The organism is Streptomyces sp. HUAS MS02 (assembly GCF_055702265.1).
The window spans coordinates 5,565,872-5,585,486 of the sequence record NZ_CM146747.1 but is presented as its reverse complement, the minus strand read 5'-3'; the positions used below and the strand labels follow the sequence as shown (position 1 = coordinate 5,585,486).

The following is a 19,615-nucleotide window of genomic DNA, read 5'->3' as shown; positions in this document are numbered from 1 at the left end:
CTGTCCGGTACGGATCGCCCGTGGGCGCGGGATCAGGACGCGTGCGCCGTTGGCGCCAGCCTCGGTTGCTCGTTTCGTCCCGCTGCCCACAACCCCAGTGTCACCGCCACCGACGCCGCCGCCATCGCTGTCATCGCCGTGCCCGGTGACGTCAGTTGGGCCGCTGTGCCTGCCAGGGCCGCGCTCAGGCCCTGCAGGGTGAGCATGCCCGCCGAGTGCAGGCCCAGGGCGTGGCCGGTGAGTTCGGGTGGGGTCAGGGTCAGGAGGTGCTGTTGCTGGACCAGGCTCGCACCGAAGCCGACGGAGGCGACGATGGCGCAGGCCGCCGCGACCGGGGTCGGGGGGTGGAGAGCGAAGAGGAGGTACGGGGCCGCCAGGAGCAGGAGGAGCGGGGTGGCCAGGCGGTCGCGCACCCGGGACGGGAGCAGGCGGCCGACCGTCACGTCGCCGATCAGCATGCCCAGCGCCGCGCAGGCGAAGAGGAGGCCCGCTCGGTCGGGGGCGTACGCCACGAACAGGGACTCGCAGCCGACGACCAGGCCGTTGGGGATCCACAGGCCGAGGTAGAGGCGGCGGCGTGGGGCCGACGACCACAGGAGGGCGTTCGTGCGCCAGGTATCGGTCACGGACGGGCGGCCGGCGGCGCGCGGGGTGTGGTGTGTCAGGCCCAGGGCCGTACAGAGGGCCGCCGCCGCGTACAGGGCCGCCGCCACCAGCAGCGTGACCTCCGGGGACAGCCACACCACCAGGGCGCCGCCGGTCGCGTACCCGGCGATCTGGGTGAGCCCGTGCAGCATGTTGAACACCGAACGGCCGAGCAGATAGCCGTCCTTCGGGAGGATCTCGTTCAGCAGGCCCCAGCGGGCCCCGCCGCCCAGGGAGGCGACCAGGCCCTGCGCCGCGATCACCGCGAAGACCGTCCACAGGGGCAGGGCGGGGAGGGCCAGTGCCGCCGTGCTCGCCGCGAAGAGTACGGCCAGACCCGTCAGCGTCGCCCTCGGCGGCAGACGGTCCGCCGCCGAGAGCAGGGTCGTCGCGCCGATCACCTGGACGAGGGACGGGCCGAACATGCTGAGGGCGGACAGGAGGGGGGAGCCGGTCGCCGCGTAGACGGAGGTGCCGAGGGCCAGACCGCCGATCGTGGAGGCGGCGACCTGGAGGGCGGAGGAGAGGAAGAGAGGGGTGAACTCCCTTGTGCGGAACAGGGCTTGGTAGCTGCGCATGGACAGGACCCTCCGGTCCGGCCCACGGTCCGCCGTAATGTTTCGCGCACACGCGAAAGCTCCGCCGGAGCCGGGAGCACAACGGAACAGAACAGAACAGGGCAGAACAAGGCAGGGCAGAAAGGAGGTGTCCGCATGGGGTGGTGGCAGGTCAACGCCGACACCCTCGCCGGCAGCCGGTTCGTCGTCTCGCCGCTCGCGGAGACGTTCGCGAGCCTGAAGATGCTGCACGCCGGGACGGGCACGCATCCCGGGGAGCGGGCCTGGCTGCGGGCCCATCTCCCGGCGTACCGGGCCGCGTTGGCCGGGGACCCGCTCACCGCCCTGCTCGTCCGTGCCGGGCTCGGCCAGGAGTGGATCGCCGACTTCCTCACGCCCGCCCCGCGCGAGGGCGAGACCTTCGCCACCGAGGTCGGCCGGGTCCGGGGCGCCGACCCGGCCGCCGCCCGCGCCCACCTCACCCTCTCCCTGCGCGGCCCCCTGCCCGCCACCCTGCACCGGGACGACCTGCCCGGCCGCGCGGCCGACCTCCTCACCCACGTGTGGGAGGAGACCGTACGGCCGTACTGGGAGCGGCGGCGGCGCGTGCTGGAGGCCGATGTGCTCGCCCGGACCGCGCGGTTGGGGCAGGGCGGCTGGGCGGCCGTACTGGACGCGATGCGGCCGGGGATGCGGTGGCTCGGCGAGAACCGTCTCCAGGTCAATCTGCACGAGTACCCGCCGCGCGAGATCTCCGGGGCGCGGCTGGTCTTCGTGCCGGTCACGCCCCAGCGCACGGGCTGGGTGGCATGGGAGGAGCACGAGCGGTACGCCGTCGTCTACCCGTGCTCGGGCGTCCTCGCCGACGACGGCGGGACCGCTGCCGTGCCCGCCGCCCTCGGCACCCTCGGCGCCCTCGGCGCCCTGCTCGGCGAGCGCCGCGCCCGGGTCCTCGTCCTCCTCGACTCCCCCATGAGCACCACCCAGCTCTGCGCCCTCACCGGTCAGGGTCTGGGCTCGGTCGGCCGTCATCTGAAGGTGCTGCTGGACGCCGGGCTCGTACGGCGCGGGCGGGCCGGCCGTTCGGTGCTGTACGCGCGGACGGCGGAGGGAGAGGTGCTCCTCCAGGCGGGTCGGGCGGGCCGGGCAGGCCTGCCGGCCGGGTCGGCCGCAGAGAGCGTTGGATTCGGCCACAGGGGGGCGTGAACCCGACCGGAAGGGGCGCGCGGTACCGGAGATAGCATCCGCTTATGACTACTGACAACGCCACCCCCTCCGTCCTGGACGTGGAGATCGACGCCCTCAAGGGCGGCCCCGCGGACCTCGCGCAGTACGCCGGTCAGGCCGTCCTCGTCGTGAACGTGGCCTCCAAGTGCGGTCTCACCCCCCAGTACACGGGCCTCGAAGCGCTCCAGGCCCGCTACGCCGCGCAGGGCTTCACCGTGCTCGGTGTGCCGTGCAACCAGTTCCTCGGGCAGGAGCCCGGCTCGGCCGAGGAGATCGCGGAGTTCTGCTCGGCGACGTACGGCGTCACGTTCCCGATGACCGAGAAGGTCGAGGTCAACGGAGAGGGCCGGCACGCCCTGTACGAGCGGCTCGTGGGCCACGCGGACGCCGAGGGCCACTCCGGCGACATCCGCTGGAACTTCGAGAAGTTCCTGATCGGCCGCGACGGCTCGGTCGTCGCGCGCTTCTCGCCGCAGACCGAGCCCGAGTCGGCGGAACTGGTCGCCGCCGTGGAGAAGGCCATCGGCTGACGGCCACGGGGCCACCGTCGGCCTCCGACGCGTACGGGGCCGTCGTTGACCTTGTCCCTGGGGCAAGGGGCACCGTCGCTCTCGCCGGGCGGTGGGCGCCCGGTGACGGAGGATGCCCCCTGTGACCCGCTCGGACATGGACGACCTGCTCACCATCGGTGCCTTCGCCGCCCGCGCACGCCTGTCGGCGAAGGCGCTGCGGCTGTACGACCGGCTGGGGTTGCTGCCGCCGGCGTACGTCGACGAGGTGAACGGCTACCGGTACTACCGGGCCGACCAGGTCGAACGTGCCCGGCTCGTGGCCCTGCTGCGGCAGCTCGACATGCCGCTCGCGCGGATCGCCGAGATCGTGGGGCTCGTCGAGCGGGACGGCACGCGGGCGGCCGACCGGCTGGCCGCGTACTGGGCCGGGGCCGAGGAGCGGTTCGCGTCCCAGCGGACCCTTGTCGCCTACCTCCGTGGACGGTTGTCGGGAACGGAGTCAGGCATGGAAGAGACGTACGGGACGTTTGCGGTCGAAACGGTCGACATCGCCCCCCAGGTGCTGCTGACGCAGTCACGGCACACCCTTGCGGACGAACTGCCCGCGTGGATCGGGGCGTCGCTCGGACGGTTGGAGGAGGGCGCGGCGGCCTGCGGCGGAGTCACCGGGGCGCCGTTCGTCGTGTATCACTCCGAGGTGTCGATGGAGAGCGACGGGCCCGCGGAGTCGTGTGTGCCGGTGGCCGACGAGGGTGCCGCACGGGCCTGGGCCGCCGAACACGGGCGGGCCTGGGAGACCGGCGTGCGCGTGGAGCCGGCGGCGCGGCTCGCGTACACCCGGATCAGCAAGGCCCAGGTGGCCCATCCGCAGATCCTCGCGGCGTTCGAGGCGGTCGAGCGGTGGATCGCCGCGCGGGGGCTGCGGGTCACCGGCCCGTGCCGCGAGATCTACTTCGCGGACTGGGACGCGGCGGGCCCCGAGGACCCGGTGTGCGACGTGGCGTTCCCGGTCGCATTCTGAGCCGTGTAGTAGCCGTGCGGTACCGGTGCGGCCGTAGGGAAAGCCCTACGGCCGTACCGGATCGCCCGGGTCCTGTCGGCCAACTGTCAGCGGGTGATTAGCGTCTACCCCGACACAGGGACGCAGCAGCACACGGATACAGCAACGCACGCGTACAGCGACACACGGACACAGCGACAGACGGATACAGCAACACATGGACGACACCCGCCCGCACGAGTCGAAACGGAACGGACGAGCCGCAGTGGCCTTTGCCGAGCTGACCCCACGACGACCCGTCTCGCGTGCCGACGGGCCGTCACCGTCACCGTCGCGCGAGCCATGGCGGCAACGCCATCGCGTGCCCCTCACGGCCGCCCTGTGCGCCCTGCCGCTGTACTTCGTGTGGTGGGCGGTCTTCGCGACCGGCGGCGGCGATCTGGCGGCCCAGGTGGCGTGGGCGGAGTTCGCGAAGACGTACCCGGACTCCGCGGTCAACCTGTTCTGGTACGGGGGGCTGCACGCGGCCAACTACAGCGTGCTCTCGCCGTATCTGATGGCGGCGCTCGGCGTCGTCCCGGTCACGCTGCTGTCGGGGCTGTCCGCGTCCTGGCTGGCCGGGGCGGTCGTCACCCGGACGGGCGTACGGGCGCCGGTACCGGTCGCGCTGGCGGCGACGTTCTCGCTGTGGTGCCAGGTGGTGTCGGGGCGCTCCACGTTCATGCTGGGCACGGCCTTCGCGATGGGCGCCCTGCTGGCGGTGGTGAGCGGGCGTACCGGGCGGCACATCGCCGTGGCGGCGGTGTGCGCGACGCTGTCCACGCTGGGGAGCCCCGTCTCCGGGCTGTTCCTCCTCGTGGTCGGCGCCGCGTACCTGCTGTGCCGTGAGTGGGGCCGGGCGGCGGCGCTGCTCGTGCCGCCGGTGACCGTCGTCGCCGTGACCACGCTGCTGTTCCCCTTCGAGGGCGAGCAGCCCATGGCCTTCAGCCGGATATGGCCGCCGGTCGTGCTGTGCGCGGCGGTGGTGCTGGTCGCGCCGAGCGCCTGGCGGGTGCTCCGCCTGAGCGCCGCGATCTACGCGATCGGCGTGGTCCTCTGCTACCTGATCCCCACCCCCATCGGCACCAACGTCGAACGCCTGCTGGAACTGGCGGGCCCGGCGGCGGCTCTCGCGATCTGCCTCCACCGGGGCGAGGCCCGTACGGCCGGGGACGGCCGCCTCCCCCTGTCCTGGTTCACGCCCCGGCGGCGCGTCGTGGCGGGCGCGGTGGCCCTGGTCCTCTCCGTGACCTGGCTGACCGGCAAGACGACCGCCGACATCGTCACCAACACCAAGGTGCCCGAGTGGGCCGTGAAGACCGACGGGGTGGTGAAGGAGCTGAAGCGGCTGGGCGCCTGGAAGACCCGCGTCGAGGTCGTACCGGCCCGCGACCACCGCGAGGCCGCCATTCTCGCGCCGTACATCAACATGGCGCGCGGCTGGAACCGGCAGGCCGACGTCGAACGCGGACGCCTCTTCTACGAGGGTCACGGCGGGACCGAGGTGCCCGAGGGGGCGTTCACCCCGGCCGCGTACAAGGCGTGGCTGTCGCAGTGGGCCGTCGGTTTCGTCGTCCTCGTCAACGGTGAGCCGGACGGGCCCGCCGAGCTCGAACACGCGCTGGTGAGCAGCGGGCCGGACTATCTGGAGCCGGTCTGGCAGGACGCCAACTGGAAGATCTACCGGGTGAAGAACGCGACGCCGCTCGTCGACAGGCCGGCCACCGTCGTCAGCGCAGACGGGGCCAACCTCGTGGTGCACATGCCGCGGGCGGGCGAGGTCACCGTCCGTGTCGCCTACTCGCCGTGGCTCTGGGCCGACAACGGCTGCCTCACCGCCGACCGCGGGTCCGACGGCGACCTCACCGAGTTCACCCGCCTCACGGTCCACGAGGCGGGCGACGTACGCATCAGCTCCCAGTACGGGGGGCCGTCCCGGGCCACGACGCTGGAGTGCGAGAAGGAAGCGGACGAGAAGGCGGGGGTGGGGGACGCGGAGCGGTAGGCCCCGCTTCCGGCGCGCCCGGCTCCGGGTGCCTTCGGTCCCGGCGCCTTCGGTCCCGGCGCCCCGCTTCCGGTGCCGCGCTTCCGGTGCCGCGCTCCGGGTGCCCTCGGTCCCGCGTCTGTGGCGGGTGCGGGTGGTTCGTGGTTGCTCGCGCAGTTCCCCGCGCCCCTGATGGGGGCGGGGAACTGCGCGAGAAGCCCCGACCGGCCCGCACCCGGACAAGGCGCTCGCTTCGGGGTGGTCAGCGTCAGCTCACGCGGGTCAGCTTCGTGAGGAAGTCGGGCTCGGTGAGGGGCTTCTGGAGGGCCACGGGGACCTCCACGCCCTCTCCGGCGCCGTCGCCGACGATCAGGGTGCCGACCTCGGTGCCCGACTTCGCCGCCTGCGGGATGATCGCGCTCGCGTCGAGTTCCAGCTTGACGGTCTTGCCCGCCCAGCCGACCGCCGAGACGTTCTTCGTCGCGACGACCGGGGTCCGACCGCCGAGCCCGTCGTCCACGTACCCGACGACATCACCCTTCTTCAGGATCGTGTCGGAGGTCAGTGCGTCCTGGGCGGCGATCATGGCCGTCTTGCTGACCGCGTTGACGGTGTCGATGATCGGCGCGGTGTGCTGGCCGAGGATCGCGCCGACGACGATCGCCGTCTCACCGCCGACCTCCTGCGTGCCCGCGAAGAGCAGGTTGCCGCCGGCGGCCGTGGTGGAGCCGGTCTTGATGCCGATCGCGTTGTTGTAGGGGACGAGACGGTTGTAGTTGTCCCAGCGCTGGCCCGTCGGGTCGTACCAGTAGGGCAGCTTGGTGATGTCGGTGAGGGCCTTCATCCTCACCAGCTCGTTGCCCAGCTTGACCTGGTCCTCGGCGGTGGAGACGGTCGTCTCCTTCAGACCGGACGGGTCGGTGTACGTCGTGTTCTTCATGCCGAGGTCCTTGGCGGCGGCGTTCATCTTCTTGACGAACTCCGCCTCGGAGCCCTTGCTGTCCCAACGCGCGAGCAGCCGGGCGATGTTGTTCGCGGACGGAATCATGATGGCCGCGATCGCGTCGTACTGGGAGAGCTGGTCGCCCTCCTTGACGGTGTTGAGCGTGGACTCGCCGTCCTTGTCGTAACCGCCCTCGGTCTCCGCCTTGGCGTCGACGGGGATGGTCTTGCCCTTGGAACCCGGCTTCATCGGGTGTTCCTTGAGGATGACGTACGCGGTCATCGCCTTGGCGACGGAGCCGATGGCGACGGGCTTCTGCTCGCCGAAGCTGTCCATCGTGCCGATGCCCTCGACGTCCATCCAGCCCTGGCCCTCGCCGGGCCACGGCAGGGACACCTTGTCGCCCTCGAAGGCGTACGACGCGTCCGTGGTGAGGGCGAGGGTGGGGGTGGGGAGCGGGCGAAAAGCCTGTACGACCGCAAAGACGATCACCAGCAGGATCACCAGCGGGGTCCAGATCTTGACCCTACGGATGATCGTCCGCACCGGGGTCTGGCGCGGCGGAGGCGTGTTGGTCAGCTCCGCCAGCAGGTCCAGCGGTGGCTTCGGGGGCAGCGGCTGCTGCGTCGTGCGCTCCGGGCCCACCTGGGGGAGGGTCCGCGTCGCCTCCGCGGGGGCGGTGGGCGGCGCCGTGGCCGGCCTGGGTGCCGTGGTCGGCCTGGGCGTCGTGGTCTCGTCCAGCGACTTCAGCGCGACGAATTTGCTGGTGCGCTCGGCGGGGGGCGTCGCGGGCTCGTCGCCGCCGGCGTCGGCGCGGGCGCCCTCGTCGCGACCGTCGGCCTTGCCGGGCCCGGCGTCCTCGGGGGCGGCGTCGGTCTTGGCGGGCCCGGCGTCCTTGGGGACGGCGTCGCCCAGCTTGAGCATCGTGGTGGGGTGGTCCACGGCGGGTGGCTTCGGGGCCCGGAAGATGGCGGTCGGCTGATCCACCGCCGGCCACGCCTCGGCTCCGCCATCGCCGCCCGTTTTCGCACCCGCACCGCCCGTGCGACTTTCGCCGTCACCCGCGGGTGGTCCCTGTGGGGCTACCGCACCGTCGGCGGCTTCCGGCCGGTCACCGGCACGTCGGCGTTCGCCGGGGGCGGCTCCGGGCTCGTCACCGGAGAGCTCATGTACGTCGTCGGCGGCCTCCGGCTCGTCACCGGAGCCTCCGCGCACGTCGTCCGCGTCGTCCGCATCGTCCGCGACCGCCGGATCGTCACCGGAAAGCTCACGTCCGCCATCAGCAGCGTCGTCGGCGGCGGCGTTGGCGTTGGCGGCTTCCGGCTCGTCGTCGGACGGTCCACGAACGCCGTCAGCGGTCTCCACCGCGTCGCCTGCGGTCGCCTCCTCCGCGTCGCCGGTGGCCTCCCGTACGTCGTCGTCGGCGCCGACGTGTCGTCCGTCGCCGACGGCCACGGCACCGGCGCCGGCACCGGCACCGGGGCTCGCAGCCTCCTCCGCGTCGGTCTCCCGAGAGGCGTCGGCAGCCTTCGTGGTGTCCTCGGGGTCCCCCGCGCCGGATTCTGCCCCTGCGGTCTCCCCCGCCCCCACCACGGGCAGTCCTGCCGCTGTGGCGGCACGGGTGGGCGCGGCGGCGCCTCGCTCGCGCGAGTTGCCTTCACCACCCTCGTCCTCGTCCGCCTCGTCCGCCTCGTCCGCCGCGTCCTCCGAGGCGGAGCCAGAGGCGGGCGTGGCCGGTTCCGTGGGGCCGCTCTGCGCCGGGATGTCCGCGTCGCCGGAGTCGGCGCGCGAGTCGGCGTCCGAATCGGCGTCCGGGGCCTCGGCAGGTGTCCGGGCCTCGCCCCGGTCCTCGGTGTCCGTCGCGTCGGGTCGGACGGGCTTCGGCTCGTCCCGATCCGCCCCGGCGGTCTCGGCCCCGCCGGCATCCGACACCCCCTGCGCCTCCGCCGTCTCCAGGAGCGCTCGGCGGGAGAAGACCGCTGTCGCCTGGTCCGGCTTCGGCGCGGAGGGCCGGGACATCGCGAGGCGTGGGTCCGGGGAGGGGGCGGCGGAGCCGGAGGACCGGTCCGGGGCCGAGCCTCCGGGGTCCGGAACCGCTGGCTCGTTCCCCGGCGTCGACTCCGTCGACGACTCGTACCGCTTCGACCTGTCGGGGGACGTGCCCGCCACCGATGCCTCCTCCCGCGCGCCGCCCGTCATAGGAGCGCGCGCCCAACCGAACCGTGAACCGTGAACCCGTGAGTCCGCGAAAGAATCCGCCGCCCGGACACTAGTCACCGCCGCACGACCGCGCCGCGCCGCTGTCCGAACCATGTACCAGTGTCCTGTGTGCGGGCTTAACCCCTCCGGTAGACGAGAACGACATACCTTCCGGTTCCACTACATTTCGGTCACGCACCCTCGACAGACCAATGTGAGAGGGGTCACCCTGTCATTCATCCACGCGGGGAGGCATGGATGGGCAGGAGCCGCAGAAGTATTCCGGAAGAGCTTCTACTGCTGGCGCTGGACCCGGCCACGGGTACCACCGCACAGCCGCAGTCGCTCGACCTTGGTCTGGCCGGAGCGCAGCTAGTGGAGCTGGCGCTGGCCGGACGGATAGCCCCGGACGGGGATCGTATCGCCGTGGTGTCCCCACGGCCGACTGGAGATCCGACGCTGGACTGCGCGTTGGAGTTGCTGCGAAGGCGTGGCGCTCCCGTGCGGGCGGTCCACTGGATAGGCGGGCCGCGTCTCGGGCTCCGCCAGACCTACCTCTCGCATCTGGAGCGGTGCGGCATGGTGCATGCCGTGGCGGGCCAGATGTGCGGAGTGCTGCCGACGACTCGCTATCAGGCGAGCCAGACCGAGATCAGCCGGGAGATCCGTGCCCGACTGGACTCCGCGATCCGCACCGGCGTACCGCCGGACCCGCGGACCGCGGCGCTCGCCGCCCTGGCGCACGCGGTCGGCCTCGGCAAGCACCTGTATCCGGGGAACGAGGGACGCTCGTCCCGCTCCCGGTTGCGGGACCTGATCCGGCACGACCCCATGGGTGGCCTGGTGGCCCACGCCGTCATGGACGTGCAGAACGGCGTGGCCGCACAGCCACGTCGCAGCCCGGCACCGACCGGCCGTCAGGCCGCCCCCGGCGCCAGGCCGCCCGCACCGGAGCCCGCGCGGGGCCTTCCGATGCAGCCGCGCCGAGGCTCGATGGCCCGCGTGGTGGCGCACTGAGCTCCAACCGAACCACGCGCTGAGGCACCGAGGTGCGTGTGGGAGCAGGACCCCAGAGCCGCGGGTCCCGGTCTCCCACCGCACCACGTGCCCCACGCACGCACCACGCACTACGCACCACCCGCAGCACTTGCACCACCCGCAACACTTGCATCGCCGGCACCGGACCGCTCGCAGGACCCCAGAACCCGTTCGGGAGCCGCCGGTTCGCGCGGGGCGTGTGCGACCGCACATACGGCCGCACACGCTCCGCGCGACCGCATGTCCGCGCCCAGTCTCGCGTCGCACCCTCGTGCCCGACTCGCGTGCCGCCACCGGGAGATCCGACAGACGTCCGGCGGAGATCCCTCCACGGCGGGAAAACACCGGCGCAAACGGCGCGCGCACAGCGCATATCCGCTGTTTTCCAGCGGTACTCAGCACCTTGGTGGCAATCTGCTCAGCAGCAGATACGCAAAGTAGAGGCCCGCAGCCGGAGGTGCACGTCCCGTGGCGTCCAATGTCAATCCCACCGTCAGGCGACGCCGGTTGGGCCAGGAGCTGCGTCGGCTCCGCGAGCTCAAGGGCATGACCGCCGAAGAGGTCGCCGAGCGGCTGCTGGTCTCCCAGTCGAAGATCAGCCGCCTGGAGAACGGCCGCCGCTCCATCAGCCAGCGCGACGTACGCGACCTCTGCGGGGTCTACGAGGTCGAGGACCAGAGAGTCGTCGACTCCCTGATGCAGATGGCCAAGGACTCCCGCCAGCAGGGCTGGTGGCACGCCTTCGGGGACGTACCGTACAGCGTCTACATCGGCCTGGAGACCGACGCGGAGTCGCTGCGGGTGTACGACCCCCAGGTCGTCCCCGGACTGCTGCAGAGCCGCCCGTACGCCGAGGCCATCATCAGGGGCGCGCTGCCCGAGACGTCGGCGACCGAGATCGAGAAGCGCGTCGAGGTGCGCATACGGCGCCAGGACCGTGTCACCACCGACACCAACCCGCTGCGGCTGTGGACGGTGCTGGACGAGGCGGCCCTGCGCCGGGTGGTGGGCTCCCGGTCGGTGATGCGCGAACAGCTGGAGCACCTCATCGAGTTGTCCCAGGTCCCCCATGTCACGGTGCAGGTGCTGCCGTTCGAGGTCGGGGCCCATCCGGGCATCAACGGCCAGTACGCCATCCTGGAGTTCGTCGACGCGGCCGATTCGAGCGTGGTGTACATCGAAGGGGTGACCAGCGACCTCTACCTGGAGAAGCCGCACGACGTGCAGAAGTACACCGTGATGTACGAGCACCTCCGGGCGCAGGCGCTGAACGTGGAGCAGTCACGGCAGTTCATCGAGAACGTCGCGAAGGAATACGCGCGCTGACCCCCCGGACAGCGGCGCGCCTCTCGACCACCAGAGCGACCCTCAGAGCGATCTCAGAGCGACCTCAGAGCGATTCCAGACGCTCTGGGAAACTCCTGAACGAGGAAGCGCCGGAAGATACACCCTCCACATGCCCCAATGGAAGACCATATTGGAATATGCCACCCGCACGAGTGAATAGTCGCTTCGTCTGCCGATGCTGACGAGTAGCGTCGATCACGCCAAGAGCTCAGCAGTCTTGGCGCAAACCGAACCGCGGGTTCCGCAGGGAACTCGCGGCGCGGCGACAGCAACTCAGCGACGAACCAGCACCGGAGCAGAAATGGCAATTCAGCAAGGCGCCACGGACAGGTGGGTCAAGTCCTCCTACTCCCAGGGGAACGGCGCGTGCGTCGAGATCAAGTCCCCCGTCCTGTCCGCCATGGCGGTCCGGGACTCCAAGGTCACCGACGGCCCCACCCTGGCGTTCCCCGCCGACGCGTGGAACACCTTCGTCTCCTCGGTCAAGGCCTGAGATACGGTTCCGGCCCTCGTTCGAGCGCCTGAACGACAACTCCACAAGCACCACCGACAGAGCCCTCTCGACCGGCCCGCCGTCCTGGCCGAGGGGGCTCGGCCTTGCCCCCACGCCGCACCCGCACGCAGTGCCTGTCCCCCGCGTCCCGGGCCGCCCGGCCCTCTAGCGCAGCCGGTCCACGTACCTGTCCGTCCCCGGCACCGTGGGGATGAACGGGGCCAGCAACTCCAGCCTTCCCAGACCGCCTTCGGCGACCGCCTCCCCCAGTCCGCCGAAGGACTCCTCCCAGCAGTCCCGTGGGTCGGCCTCCAGGAACCAGAGAAGGGTGAGGCGGGTGTCGACGCCCTCGACCTGCTTGACGTACGACATCCGGTCGAGGGGCAGCGGGGTGGGCCGGAAGACCGTGACCATCGCGGCCGGCGATCCGGCGAGCCGCTTCGGGAGATGGCGGGACCGCAGCCACTCCAGCAACTCCGCTCGCTCCTCGGGCCCTTCGGCGTCGATCACCTGGAGCACGAGGCCGGCGTACGGGTGGTCCAGGGCGTGGACGTCACGCGGCCCGGCGGCCCCGTCGCGGTAGACGGTGACCTCGTGGTCCTGGAACGCGGTGAAGACGTGCGTACGGTCCTGGTAGACGCGTGCGTCGCGATTCAGCCGTTTGTTGATGGCGACGGTCCAGCGCATGTGGTCGTCGTAGCGGCCGTCGGTGATCCAGTACGTGGAGAGGTAGCAGCCGGCGGTGACCGGCTGGGCGATCGCCGACTTCTCCGGGACGCGCAGGAGTTGGAGGTCGCGGGTGGCGACCCAGCGGCGTCCGGCGAACATCCAGGGCATGGCCATCGCGCCCGCGTAGTAGTGGTCGTCCTCGTACCAGCGGTTGTACGCGTACTCGTGGCCCGGGTGCGGCTCGACCATCGTGATCAGGGCGTGGCCGGGGCGCACGCCGTAGGGGCCTACGGCGGCCAGTTCGGCGTACGTGGAGCTGCGGGTGTCCTCGCTCATGCGCTTTCCCTTCCGTCCACCTGCGGTCGCCCATACTCTGACGCTCCGTCAGATAATGTGCCAGAGCCGGGAGGTCTCCGATGTCACTGCTCGCGGGAAGGACCGTCGTCGTCTCGGGAGTCGGTCCCGGACTGGGCCAGCGGGTCGCCGCGGCGGTCGTACGGGACGGCGGGAACGCCGTGCTGGGGGCTCGCACGGAGGCGAATCTCGCCAAGGCCGCGGCGGTTGTGGACCCGGACGGGGCGCACACGGCGTACCGGGCGACCGACATCACCGACGAGGCGCAGTGCGCGGCGCTCGCCGAGCTGGCGCGGGAGCGGTTCGGGGGCGTGCACGCGGTGGTGCACGTGGCGGCCTGGGACAGCTACTTCGGGGGCCTGGAGGACGCCGACTTCGCCACCTGGCAGGCGGTGCTCGACGTGAACCTGCTGGGCACCCTGCGAATGACCCGGGCCTGTCTGCCCGCCCTGAAGGCGGCGGGCGGCGGCTCGGTCGTCATCATCGGCACGCAGTCGTCGGTGGCCGCGCCCACGCAGGTGCGGCAGGCTGCGTACGCGGCGTCCAAGGGCGCGCTGACGAGTGCGATGTACTCGCTGGCGCGGGAGTTGGGGCCGCATCGGATCCGGGTCAACACCGTGCTGCCGGGCTGGATGTGGGGGCCGCCCGTGGAGGCGTACGTACGGTTCACGGCGCACGGTGAGGGCGTGTCCGAGGCGGAGGTGCTGGGGCGCCTGACCGAGCGGATGGCACTGCCGGAACTGGCCACGGACGGGGACGTGGCGGACGCGGCGACCTTCCTGGCCTCCGACCGCGCCCGAGCGATCACCGGCCAGTCACTACTCGTCAACGCGGGCGAACTGATGCGCTGAGGGGTGTCGCCTCGGGCGCCTTGGGGGGCGTACGCCCTGTTGGGCCTGCGGGCACCTTGGGGGCGTAGGTCGGCGGGCCCCTTGGCGGACGCGCCCGCAGGCGCCTTGGCGGCGTACGTCTGCGGGCGCCTTGGCGGGACGCGTCGGCGGGCACCCTGGCGGGATGCGTCGGCGGAGCCCTTGGTGGGACGCGTCGGCGGGATTTGCCGGACGTCGCGGGGGCGGGTGTGTCGGCCGGAGCGTGGGCAGATTGCTTGGTCGGCGCGCGGGCGGCAGCTTCGGCCGGACCGTGGACGGATCTCTTGCCGGCCCGTGAGTGAACGCGTGGCCGGCGTGTCGGCGGGCACGTCGATCGTCGCGTTCGCCGCCTCCCGAGCGTCGCGTCGGCCGGGCGTCCGCCCCGGCCTCGGCGGTGCGGCTTCAGCGGGGTCTCGGCGGGCTCGGCGGGTGATCTTTTTCGGCCACGCGGAGTTCATATACGTAAACTCAGGTCACCGCTCGGAACTTCTTTACTCCCTCTTGACCTTCCACTTCCTTGCCGTGGGCATGCCACCGAACCCAGAGTTCACATGCCTGACCCAAGTCTGAACCTGGCGGCGGACCCTGGAAGGGGGCCCATGAATAGTCTCGACTGGGCCGTGCTCATCGGTTACTTCGGTGTGATGGTCGCGATCGGCGTCTGGTCGCACAAGCGCGTGGACAACGTCAGCGACTTCTTCACCGCCGGCGGCAAGATGCCCTGGTGGCTCTCCGGGATCTCACACCACATGTCGGGCTACAGCGCGGTGATGTTCACCGGCTACGCCGGCATCGCCTACACCTACGGCGTCACCTCCTTCGTGACCTGGTCGTTCCCGATCGCCCTCGGTATCGCCATCGGCTCCAAGCTGTTCGCGCCGCGCATCAACCGGCTGCGCTCGCGGCTGCACGTCGCCTCCCCGCTGGAGTACCTGAAGAACCGGTACAACCTGGGCACCCAGCAGGCGTTGGCCTGGTCCGGCATGCTGCTGAAGATCGTCGACGTCGGTGCCAAGTGGGCCGCGATCGCGACCCTGCTCTCGGTCTTCACGGGTGTGTCCCTGAACCAGGGGATCCTGATCACCGGCACGATCACCGCCGTCTACTGCACGATCGGCGGCCTCTGGGCCGACGCGCTGACCGAGCTGGGGCAGTTCGTCATCCAACTCCTCGCCGGTGTCGCCATGTTCATCGCCGTGGTGGTGAAACTGGGAGACTACGGCGGCTTCTTCGGCGTCTGGGACCACCCGAAGCTGGAGGGCCACGCCGAGCCGCTGGTGGGCCCCTACGGCACGGTCTTCCTGCTCGCCTTCCTGTTCATCAAGCTCTTCGAGTACAACGGCGGCATGCTCAACCAGGCCCAGCGTTACATGGCCACGGCCACCCCGTACGAGGCCGAGCGCTCCGCCCGGCTGTCGGCGGCCCTGTGGCTGATCTGGCCGCTGGTGCTGTTCTTCCCGATGTGGATGTCACCGCTGCTGGTGACCTCGGAGAAGGGCGACGGCTCCGACTCGTACGCCCTGATGACCGAACAGCTTCTTCCACACGGCCTGTTGGGCCTGGTCATCGTCGGTTTCTTCTCCCACACGATGGCCATGTGCTCGTCCGACGCGAACGCGATCGCCGCCGTCTTCACGCGGGACTGCGCGCCGGTGATCTGGCGCCGGGCCCGCACCTGGAGCGAGGGGCAGGGGCTGCGGGTCGCCCGGATCGCGACGGTCGTCTTCCTCGGTCTGTCCATGGCCGCGGCGACCCAGGTCAACTCGCCCGCCTTCAAGGACATCATCACCGTCGTCATCAAGTGGGTGGCGGGGCTGATGGGACCGATGGCCATCCCGATGATGCTCGGGCTGCTGCGGCCGTTCCGTCGCTCCGGACCGACGGCGGCGCTCACCAGCTGGGCGTGCGGGCTGTTCGCCTTCTGGCTGGTGAACTACCCGATCCACTGGAACATCGACGGCGGTGTGCCCCTGCAGTACCAGGTGTCCATTCCGCTGGCCGTCTCGCTGGTCCTGTACGTCGTCATCGGCTTCATCAAGCCGGAGGACACGCCCGAGCGGCTCGCGATCATCGAGACGATCAACTCGGACGGTGACGGTGACGGCAAGGGCGGCGCCGGGGCCGGGGCCGTGGCGCCGGTGCCCGCGCGGGGGAAGGACGCGTCCAGCCCGAGCGGGGTGTGAGGGGGATCCCGATCCGGTCGAGGGCCGTTCCCCAGGAGGCCGGGAGCGGCCCTCACGGCTGGGCCGACTGGCTCGGCTGGGCCGACTGGCTCGGCTGGGTGCGGTGGCGGGCGAGGTGGACCGCGATCGTGCGGGCGCAGGTCAGGGACTCGGTGTGGGTGGTGTCGACCTCCAGGTCGTAGTGGACGCCCTGGTGGACGAGGTCCGCCTGGTCGGCGGCCATACCGAGGACCCGGTCCCCGCGAGCGATCTCGCGGGCGGCGGCGACGGCCGGGTCGCAGCGGACGCCGACCCAGAGGACGTCCAGGGCGCTGTCACCCTCGTCGAGGACCTTCTGCCAGCGCTGCTGGGAGGCGGCTCCGCCGAGGAAGACGTCGTCGACGATGATGTGGGCTCCCGCGCGGGCCATGGCCACGATGCCCCGGGCCCAGGCCTGTTCCAGGGCGCGGAAGTCCGTGCCGATGGCGACCGCGCCGTCGGGGGAGATCTCGATGCCGCCGTCCGACGTCTGCATCCTCGCGGGCATGGCGTCGATGAGGGAGTCGACCCCGAACGTGAGCCACGGGTCGGGCAGTTCGGCTTGCAGGCACCGGGCGAGACCGGATTTGCCGGAGCTGGAGCCGCCGTTGAGGATGATCATCTGGGTGGTCATCGGGTCACGGTAGGGCGGCTCGGCCGCGGCGCGAAACCTATTTCGGCGGCCGGTTCGTCGGTGGGTTCCTCAGCGGGTTCGTCGGCGGGCGGATCATGAAGACGTCCACCGGGTCCTCGGTCTCCAGGAGGAAGCCGTGGCGTTCGTAGAGGCGTCTGGCGGGGCTGCCCTGGAGGACATTGAGGCGGACGGGTACGCCGTCGTGGTCGCAGCGGGTGAGGAGGGTGCGCAGGACGGCTGTGCCGATGCCTGTGCCCTGGAGGTGGGGGGCGAGGTAGAAGTGCTCCAGCCAGTGCGCGTCGGCGGCCGGGCGGAGGGCCACGCAGCCGGCGAAGGTGTCGGCGACCTCGATGATCCAGGTGTGGGCCGGGTCGAAGGCGTCGCGGAAGCGTTGGCGGACGCGGTGGGGGTCGTAGCGGCCGAGGCGTTCGAGGTCGGGCCGCATGACGGTGGCGCGCAGCTCGGCGACGAGGGTGAGGTCCGTCGTTGTTGCGGGGCGTATGTTCCAGTCGGCCACGATCGTCACGGTACCGCTCCGGTGGGCTTCCGCCTCGGGGCCGTTGGGGGCTTCTGTGGTGTGCCGGGTGCGGGTGCGTCGTGGCTGGGTGCGCAGTTCCCCGCGCCCCTTTGGGCTCGGGCCGGGGGCTTTGAAGCGCGAGGTTGCGTCGTCTGGGCGGGCGGCCTCCGGGGGATTGGCTTCCGTCGGTTGCCGGGTGCGGGTGCGTCGTGGCTGAGCGCGCAGTTCCCCACGTCCCTTTGGGGTGGGGTGGGTCAGGCTCGGGGGTAGCGGGTCAGCCAGCCTGAGACTGCTCCGGTGGGGGCGTGGAGGGCCGGGCCCTGGGTCATTTCCAGGGCGAAGTCGTCGGCGAGGACGAGGATCGTGGGGCGGCCCTCCAGTTCGGCGACCCAGGCCGGTGGCAGGGCCGTCTCGCCGTGGAGGGCGCCGAGGAGGCCGCCCGTCAGGGCACCCGCGGCGCCCGAGGGGCCCCCGTGGTTGACGGCGAGGCACAGGCCCTGGCGGATGTCCTCGCCGACCAGGGTGCAGTACACGGCGACGGCCAGGACCCCGGCGGCCGCGCAGTCGCCGGACAGTTGCTCGACCACGGCGGGGGACGGCGTGCCCTGGCGGACGGCGGCGACGGCCTGCTGGAGGGCCTCGGTGACCGGCTGGTGGCCGGGGCGGGCGGCCAGCAGCACCAGGGTCTTCTGGACGGCGGCGTCCAGGCTCTCCCCGCGCGCGAGGGCGTGCACGATGACGGCGTACGAGCCGGCGGTGAGATACGCGACCGGGTGGCCGTGGGTCTGGGCCGCGCACTCGACGGCCAGCTGGAACACGAGCTGGGGTTCCCAGCCGACGAGGAGCCCGAAGGGGGCGGAGCGGCCGGCGGCCTCACCACCGGACGCGCCGGGGTTCTTCGGGGCGTCGAGGGTGCCCATGGTGCCGTCGCCGAAGCCGAGCAGGCAGATCAGGGACGGGTCGCGGCGCGCGTAGAGCCACTCCTCGCGGGCGAGCCAGCCGTCGTCCTTGCGGCGTTCGTCGGGGCCCCAGTCCCGCTGGGTCGCCGCCCAGCGCAAGTACGCCCGGTGCAGATCGGTCGGCGGGTGCCAGACGCCGGTGTCCCGGCGCACCTGGGCACGGATCAGGCCGTCGACGGTGAACAGGGTGAGCTGCGTGAGGTCGGTGATCGCGCCGCGCCTGCCGTACGCGGAGGCCAGATCGGTCAGCCCCTCCGGGCCGTACGCCTCACCGATCTGCGCCAGGGTGAGCTGGTCGACCGGCGCGCCCAGCGCGTCGCCGACGGCCGCGCCCAGCAGCGTCCCGCGCACCCGGCTGCGGAAATCCTGCTGCTCGACCCGCCCCCAGACGGCACCGGCTGTCGCACCCACCCCGGCCTCCTCACGGCCCCTGCCCGACCCGTACGTCAGTACGTCAGTACATCCGTACGCCCGTACGGCTCGACAGTCCAGCACTGTAATGGAATGGGAACGGTCCGTTCAGGGCTCTAGATGAGCGTTAAACGTTTCTTACGCCACAGCCATTGATCGACTTCAGTCACCAAACGGGCGGATGCGAGCAGCCGCCGTAACCGGGTCCAATTCCCGGAGAACTGGAGAATCCGTGCCCGCGCGCAGCGGCATGCGTGGCGGCATCCGTGGCGGCCTTGTCGGCAGCCTCAGGAACAGTGCGGCCGCGAGTCGGGGCGGAGTCGCGAGGCAGGCCCGAGGGCCGAGTCGGGGGCCCCCGGCCACGGGGGGGTCCGTCTTTCGGCCATCAGCGGCTCCGGCGTAGATCCAACGCACCGAAAAACGGCTGGGGTTGGCCCATGATCACGCACATAGTTGGACCATGGCTGAAACCCAGACCCCCCGCGGCTCACTTCTCCCCCTCGCCTCCACCCTGCTCGTCGGCACGGTCGCCCTCTACATGGCGCTCGTCGCGTTCAGCAACATCACCGACTTCGGCACCAACCAGCAGTTCGTCCGTCATGTCTTCGCCATGGACACCACGTTCAAGGACGAGGATCTGATGTGGCGGGCCATCGAGTCGAAGGGCGTCCAGGACGCGGCGTACGTCCTGATCATCGCCTGGGAGACCGTGGCGGCGCTGCTGCTCATCGCCGCCACCTACTTCTGGGCCCGCGCCCTCGGCCACCGCACCTTCAGCACGGCCCGCCGCTACAGCACCGCCGGTCTCCTCATGGTCCTTCTGCTCTTCGGCGCCGGCTTCATCGCCATCGGCGGCGAATATTTCGTCATGTGGCAGTCCAGCGACTGGAACGGCCTCGACGCGGCCCTGCGCGTGTTCCTGCTGAGCGGAGTGGTCCTGCTGGTGACGTACCTGCCGGCGAACGACCGCGCGGCCGGCTGACCGACAGCCGGGCCGTGCCACGGCGTCCGGGGGCG

At 71.4% G+C, this 19,615-nt stretch carries 16 protein-coding genes; 10 read left to right on the top strand and 6 right to left on the bottom strand.

Annotated elements, in window-relative coordinates; all coding sequences use genetic code 11:
* Nucleotides 1-32: 32 nt before the first annotated feature.
* Nucleotides 33-1,223 carry an MFS transporter gene (locus ACZ9QC_RS24135; RefSeq protein ID WP_472915023.1) on the bottom strand — a complete coding sequence of 397 codons (1,191 nt, stop codon included), beginning with the start codon at nucleotides 1,221-1,223 and terminating at the stop codon, nucleotides 33-35.
* 135 nt (nucleotides 1,224-1,358) lie between these two features.
* Between ACZ9QC_RS24135 and ACZ9QC_RS24130 the strand changes: the two genes are divergently transcribed.
* The 4 genes from ACZ9QC_RS24130 (at nucleotide 1,359) to ACZ9QC_RS24115 (ending at nucleotide 5,985) form a co-directional block, all read left to right on the top strand.
* Complete coding sequence (locus ACZ9QC_RS24130) at nucleotides 1,359-2,408, top strand: helix-turn-helix domain-containing protein (protein WP_472915022.1); 1,050 nt, start codon at nucleotides 1,359-1,361, stop codon at nucleotides 2,406-2,408.
* 44 nt (nucleotides 2,409-2,452) lie between these two features.
* Complete coding sequence (locus ACZ9QC_RS24125) at nucleotides 2,453-2,959, top strand: glutathione peroxidase (RefSeq protein ID WP_472915021.1); 507 nt, start codon at nucleotides 2,453-2,455, stop codon at nucleotides 2,957-2,959.
* A gap of 136 nt (nucleotides 2,960-3,095) precedes the next feature.
* The gene (locus ACZ9QC_RS24120; RefSeq protein WP_316731736.1) at nucleotides 3,096-3,962 is read left to right on the top strand and encodes a MerR family transcriptional regulator; all 867 of its coding nucleotides are present in this window, start codon (nucleotides 3,096-3,098) and stop codon (nucleotides 3,960-3,962) included.
* 340 nt (nucleotides 3,963-4,302) lie between these two features.
* A complete protein-coding gene (locus tag ACZ9QC_RS24115; RefSeq protein WP_472915020.1) occupies nucleotides 4,303-5,985 on the top strand; it encodes a hypothetical protein in 1,683 nt (560 codons plus the stop codon).
* Between the two features lie 247 nt (nucleotides 5,986-6,232).
* Here ACZ9QC_RS24115 and ACZ9QC_RS24110 read toward each other — a convergent pair whose 3' ends face one another.
* Nucleotides 6,233-9,076, bottom strand: a complete 2,844-nt coding sequence (locus ACZ9QC_RS24110) for a D-alanyl-D-alanine carboxypeptidase (protein WP_472915019.1) — start codon at nucleotides 9,074-9,076, stop codon at nucleotides 6,233-6,235.
* Between the two features lie 288 nt (nucleotides 9,077-9,364).
* On the opposite strand from ACZ9QC_RS24110, the gene ACZ9QC_RS24105 reads away from it, so the two are divergent.
* The 3 genes from ACZ9QC_RS24105 to ACZ9QC_RS24095 all read left to right on the top strand — a co-directional run bounded on the left by ACZ9QC_RS24105 (nucleotide 9,365) and on the right by ACZ9QC_RS24095 (nucleotide 11,984).
* Nucleotides 9,365-10,123: a GOLPH3/VPS74 family protein gene (locus tag ACZ9QC_RS24105; protein WP_086803729.1), complete on the top strand. Its 759-nt coding sequence runs from the start codon at nucleotides 9,365-9,367 to the stop codon at nucleotides 10,121-10,123.
* Nucleotides 10,124-10,612: 489 nt separating this feature from the next.
* The gene (locus tag ACZ9QC_RS24100) at nucleotides 10,613-11,470 is read left to right on the top strand and encodes a helix-turn-helix domain-containing protein (protein ID WP_184892816.1); all 858 of its coding nucleotides are present in this window, start codon (nucleotides 10,613-10,615) and stop codon (nucleotides 11,468-11,470) included.
* A 322-nt stretch (nucleotides 11,471-11,792) separates the two neighbouring features.
* On the top strand, nucleotides 11,793-11,984 hold the full coding sequence (locus ACZ9QC_RS24095) for a DUF397 domain-containing protein (RefSeq protein WP_045556149.1): 192 nt from the start codon (nucleotides 11,793-11,795) through the stop codon (nucleotides 11,982-11,984).
* A gap of 165 nt (nucleotides 11,985-12,149) precedes the next feature.
* Here the strand turns inward: ACZ9QC_RS24095 and ACZ9QC_RS24090 are convergent, their stop codons facing one another.
* Nucleotides 12,150-12,989, bottom strand: a complete 840-nt coding sequence (locus ACZ9QC_RS24090) for a hypothetical protein (protein ID WP_472915018.1) — start codon at nucleotides 12,987-12,989, stop codon at nucleotides 12,150-12,152.
* A gap of 80 nt (nucleotides 12,990-13,069) precedes the next feature.
* Here ACZ9QC_RS24090 and ACZ9QC_RS24085 point away from each other — a divergent pair, with 80 nt between their 5' ends.
* Both ACZ9QC_RS24085 and ACZ9QC_RS24080 read left to right on the top strand, forming a co-directional pair.
* The gene (locus tag ACZ9QC_RS24085; protein WP_472915017.1) at nucleotides 13,070-13,858 is read left to right on the top strand and encodes an SDR family oxidoreductase; all 789 of its coding nucleotides are present in this window, start codon (nucleotides 13,070-13,072) and stop codon (nucleotides 13,856-13,858) included.
* A gap of 617 nt (nucleotides 13,859-14,475) precedes the next feature.
* The gene (locus ACZ9QC_RS24080) at nucleotides 14,476-16,059 is read left to right on the top strand and encodes a sodium:solute symporter family protein (RefSeq protein ID WP_472915016.1); all 1,584 of its coding nucleotides are present in this window, start codon (nucleotides 14,476-14,478) and stop codon (nucleotides 16,057-16,059) included.
* 52 nt (nucleotides 16,060-16,111) lie between these two features.
* Here the strand turns inward: ACZ9QC_RS24080 and cpt are convergent, their stop codons facing one another.
* From cpt to ACZ9QC_RS24065, 3 genes are all read right to left on the bottom strand, one after another.
* A complete protein-coding gene (gene cpt, locus ACZ9QC_RS24075; RefSeq protein WP_472915015.1) occupies nucleotides 16,112-16,711 on the bottom strand; it encodes a chloramphenicol phosphotransferase CPT in 600 nt (199 codons plus the stop codon).
* A gap of 37 nt (nucleotides 16,712-16,748) precedes the next feature.
* Nucleotides 16,749-17,228 (bottom strand): GNAT family N-acetyltransferase, encoded by a 480-nt coding sequence (locus ACZ9QC_RS24070; protein WP_472915014.1) that lies wholly within the window; start codon nucleotides 17,226-17,228, stop codon nucleotides 16,749-16,751.
* Between the two features lie 254 nt (nucleotides 17,229-17,482).
* The gene (locus ACZ9QC_RS24065; protein ID WP_472915013.1) at nucleotides 17,483-18,598 is read right to left on the bottom strand and encodes an ADP-ribosylglycohydrolase family protein; all 1,116 of its coding nucleotides are present in this window, start codon (nucleotides 18,596-18,598) and stop codon (nucleotides 17,483-17,485) included.
* A gap of 460 nt (nucleotides 18,599-19,058) precedes the next feature.
* Between ACZ9QC_RS24065 and ACZ9QC_RS24060 the strand changes: the two genes are divergently transcribed.
* A complete protein-coding gene (locus ACZ9QC_RS24060) occupies nucleotides 19,059-19,580 on the top strand; it encodes a DUF2165 domain-containing protein (RefSeq protein ID WP_472915012.1) in 522 nt (173 codons plus the stop codon).
* Nucleotides 19,581-19,615 lie beyond the last annotated feature (35 nt).

Excerpts from the sequence above, each read along its gene's own strand:
- ACZ9QC_RS24135 (WP_472915023.1), bottom strand. The coding sequence starts at position 1,223 with ATGCGCAGCTACCAAGCCCTGTTCCGCACAAGGGAGTTCACCCCTCTC.
- ACZ9QC_RS24130 (WP_472915022.1), top strand. The coding sequence starts at position 1,359 with ATGGGGTGGTGGCAGGTCAACGCCGACACCCTCGCCGGCAGCCGGTTC.
- ACZ9QC_RS24125 (WP_472915021.1), top strand. The coding sequence starts at position 2,453 with ATGACTACTGACAACGCCACCCCCTCCGTCCTGGACGTGGAGATCGAC.
- ACZ9QC_RS24120 (WP_316731736.1), top strand. The coding sequence starts at position 3,096 with ATGGACGACCTGCTCACCATCGGTGCCTTCGCCGCCCGCGCACGCCTG.
- ACZ9QC_RS24105 (WP_086803729.1), top strand. The coding sequence starts at position 9,365 with ATGGGCAGGAGCCGCAGAAGTATTCCGGAAGAGCTTCTACTGCTGGCG.
- ACZ9QC_RS24095 (WP_045556149.1), top strand. The coding sequence starts at position 11,793 with ATGGCAATTCAGCAAGGCGCCACGGACAGGTGGGTCAAGTCCTCCTAC.
- ACZ9QC_RS24090 (WP_472915018.1), bottom strand. The coding sequence starts at position 12,989 with ATGAGCGAGGACACCCGCAGCTCCACGTACGCCGAACTGGCCGCCGTA.
- ACZ9QC_RS24085 (WP_472915017.1), top strand. The coding sequence starts at position 13,070 with ATGTCACTGCTCGCGGGAAGGACCGTCGTCGTCTCGGGAGTCGGTCCC.
- ACZ9QC_RS24080 (WP_472915016.1), top strand. The coding sequence starts at position 14,476 with ATGAATAGTCTCGACTGGGCCGTGCTCATCGGTTACTTCGGTGTGATG.
- cpt (WP_472915015.1), bottom strand. The coding sequence starts at position 16,711 with ATGACCACCCAGATGATCATCCTCAACGGCGGCTCCAGCTCCGGCAAA.
- ACZ9QC_RS24060 (WP_472915012.1), top strand. The coding sequence starts at position 19,059 with ATGGCTGAAACCCAGACCCCCCGCGGCTCACTTCTCCCCCTCGCCTCC.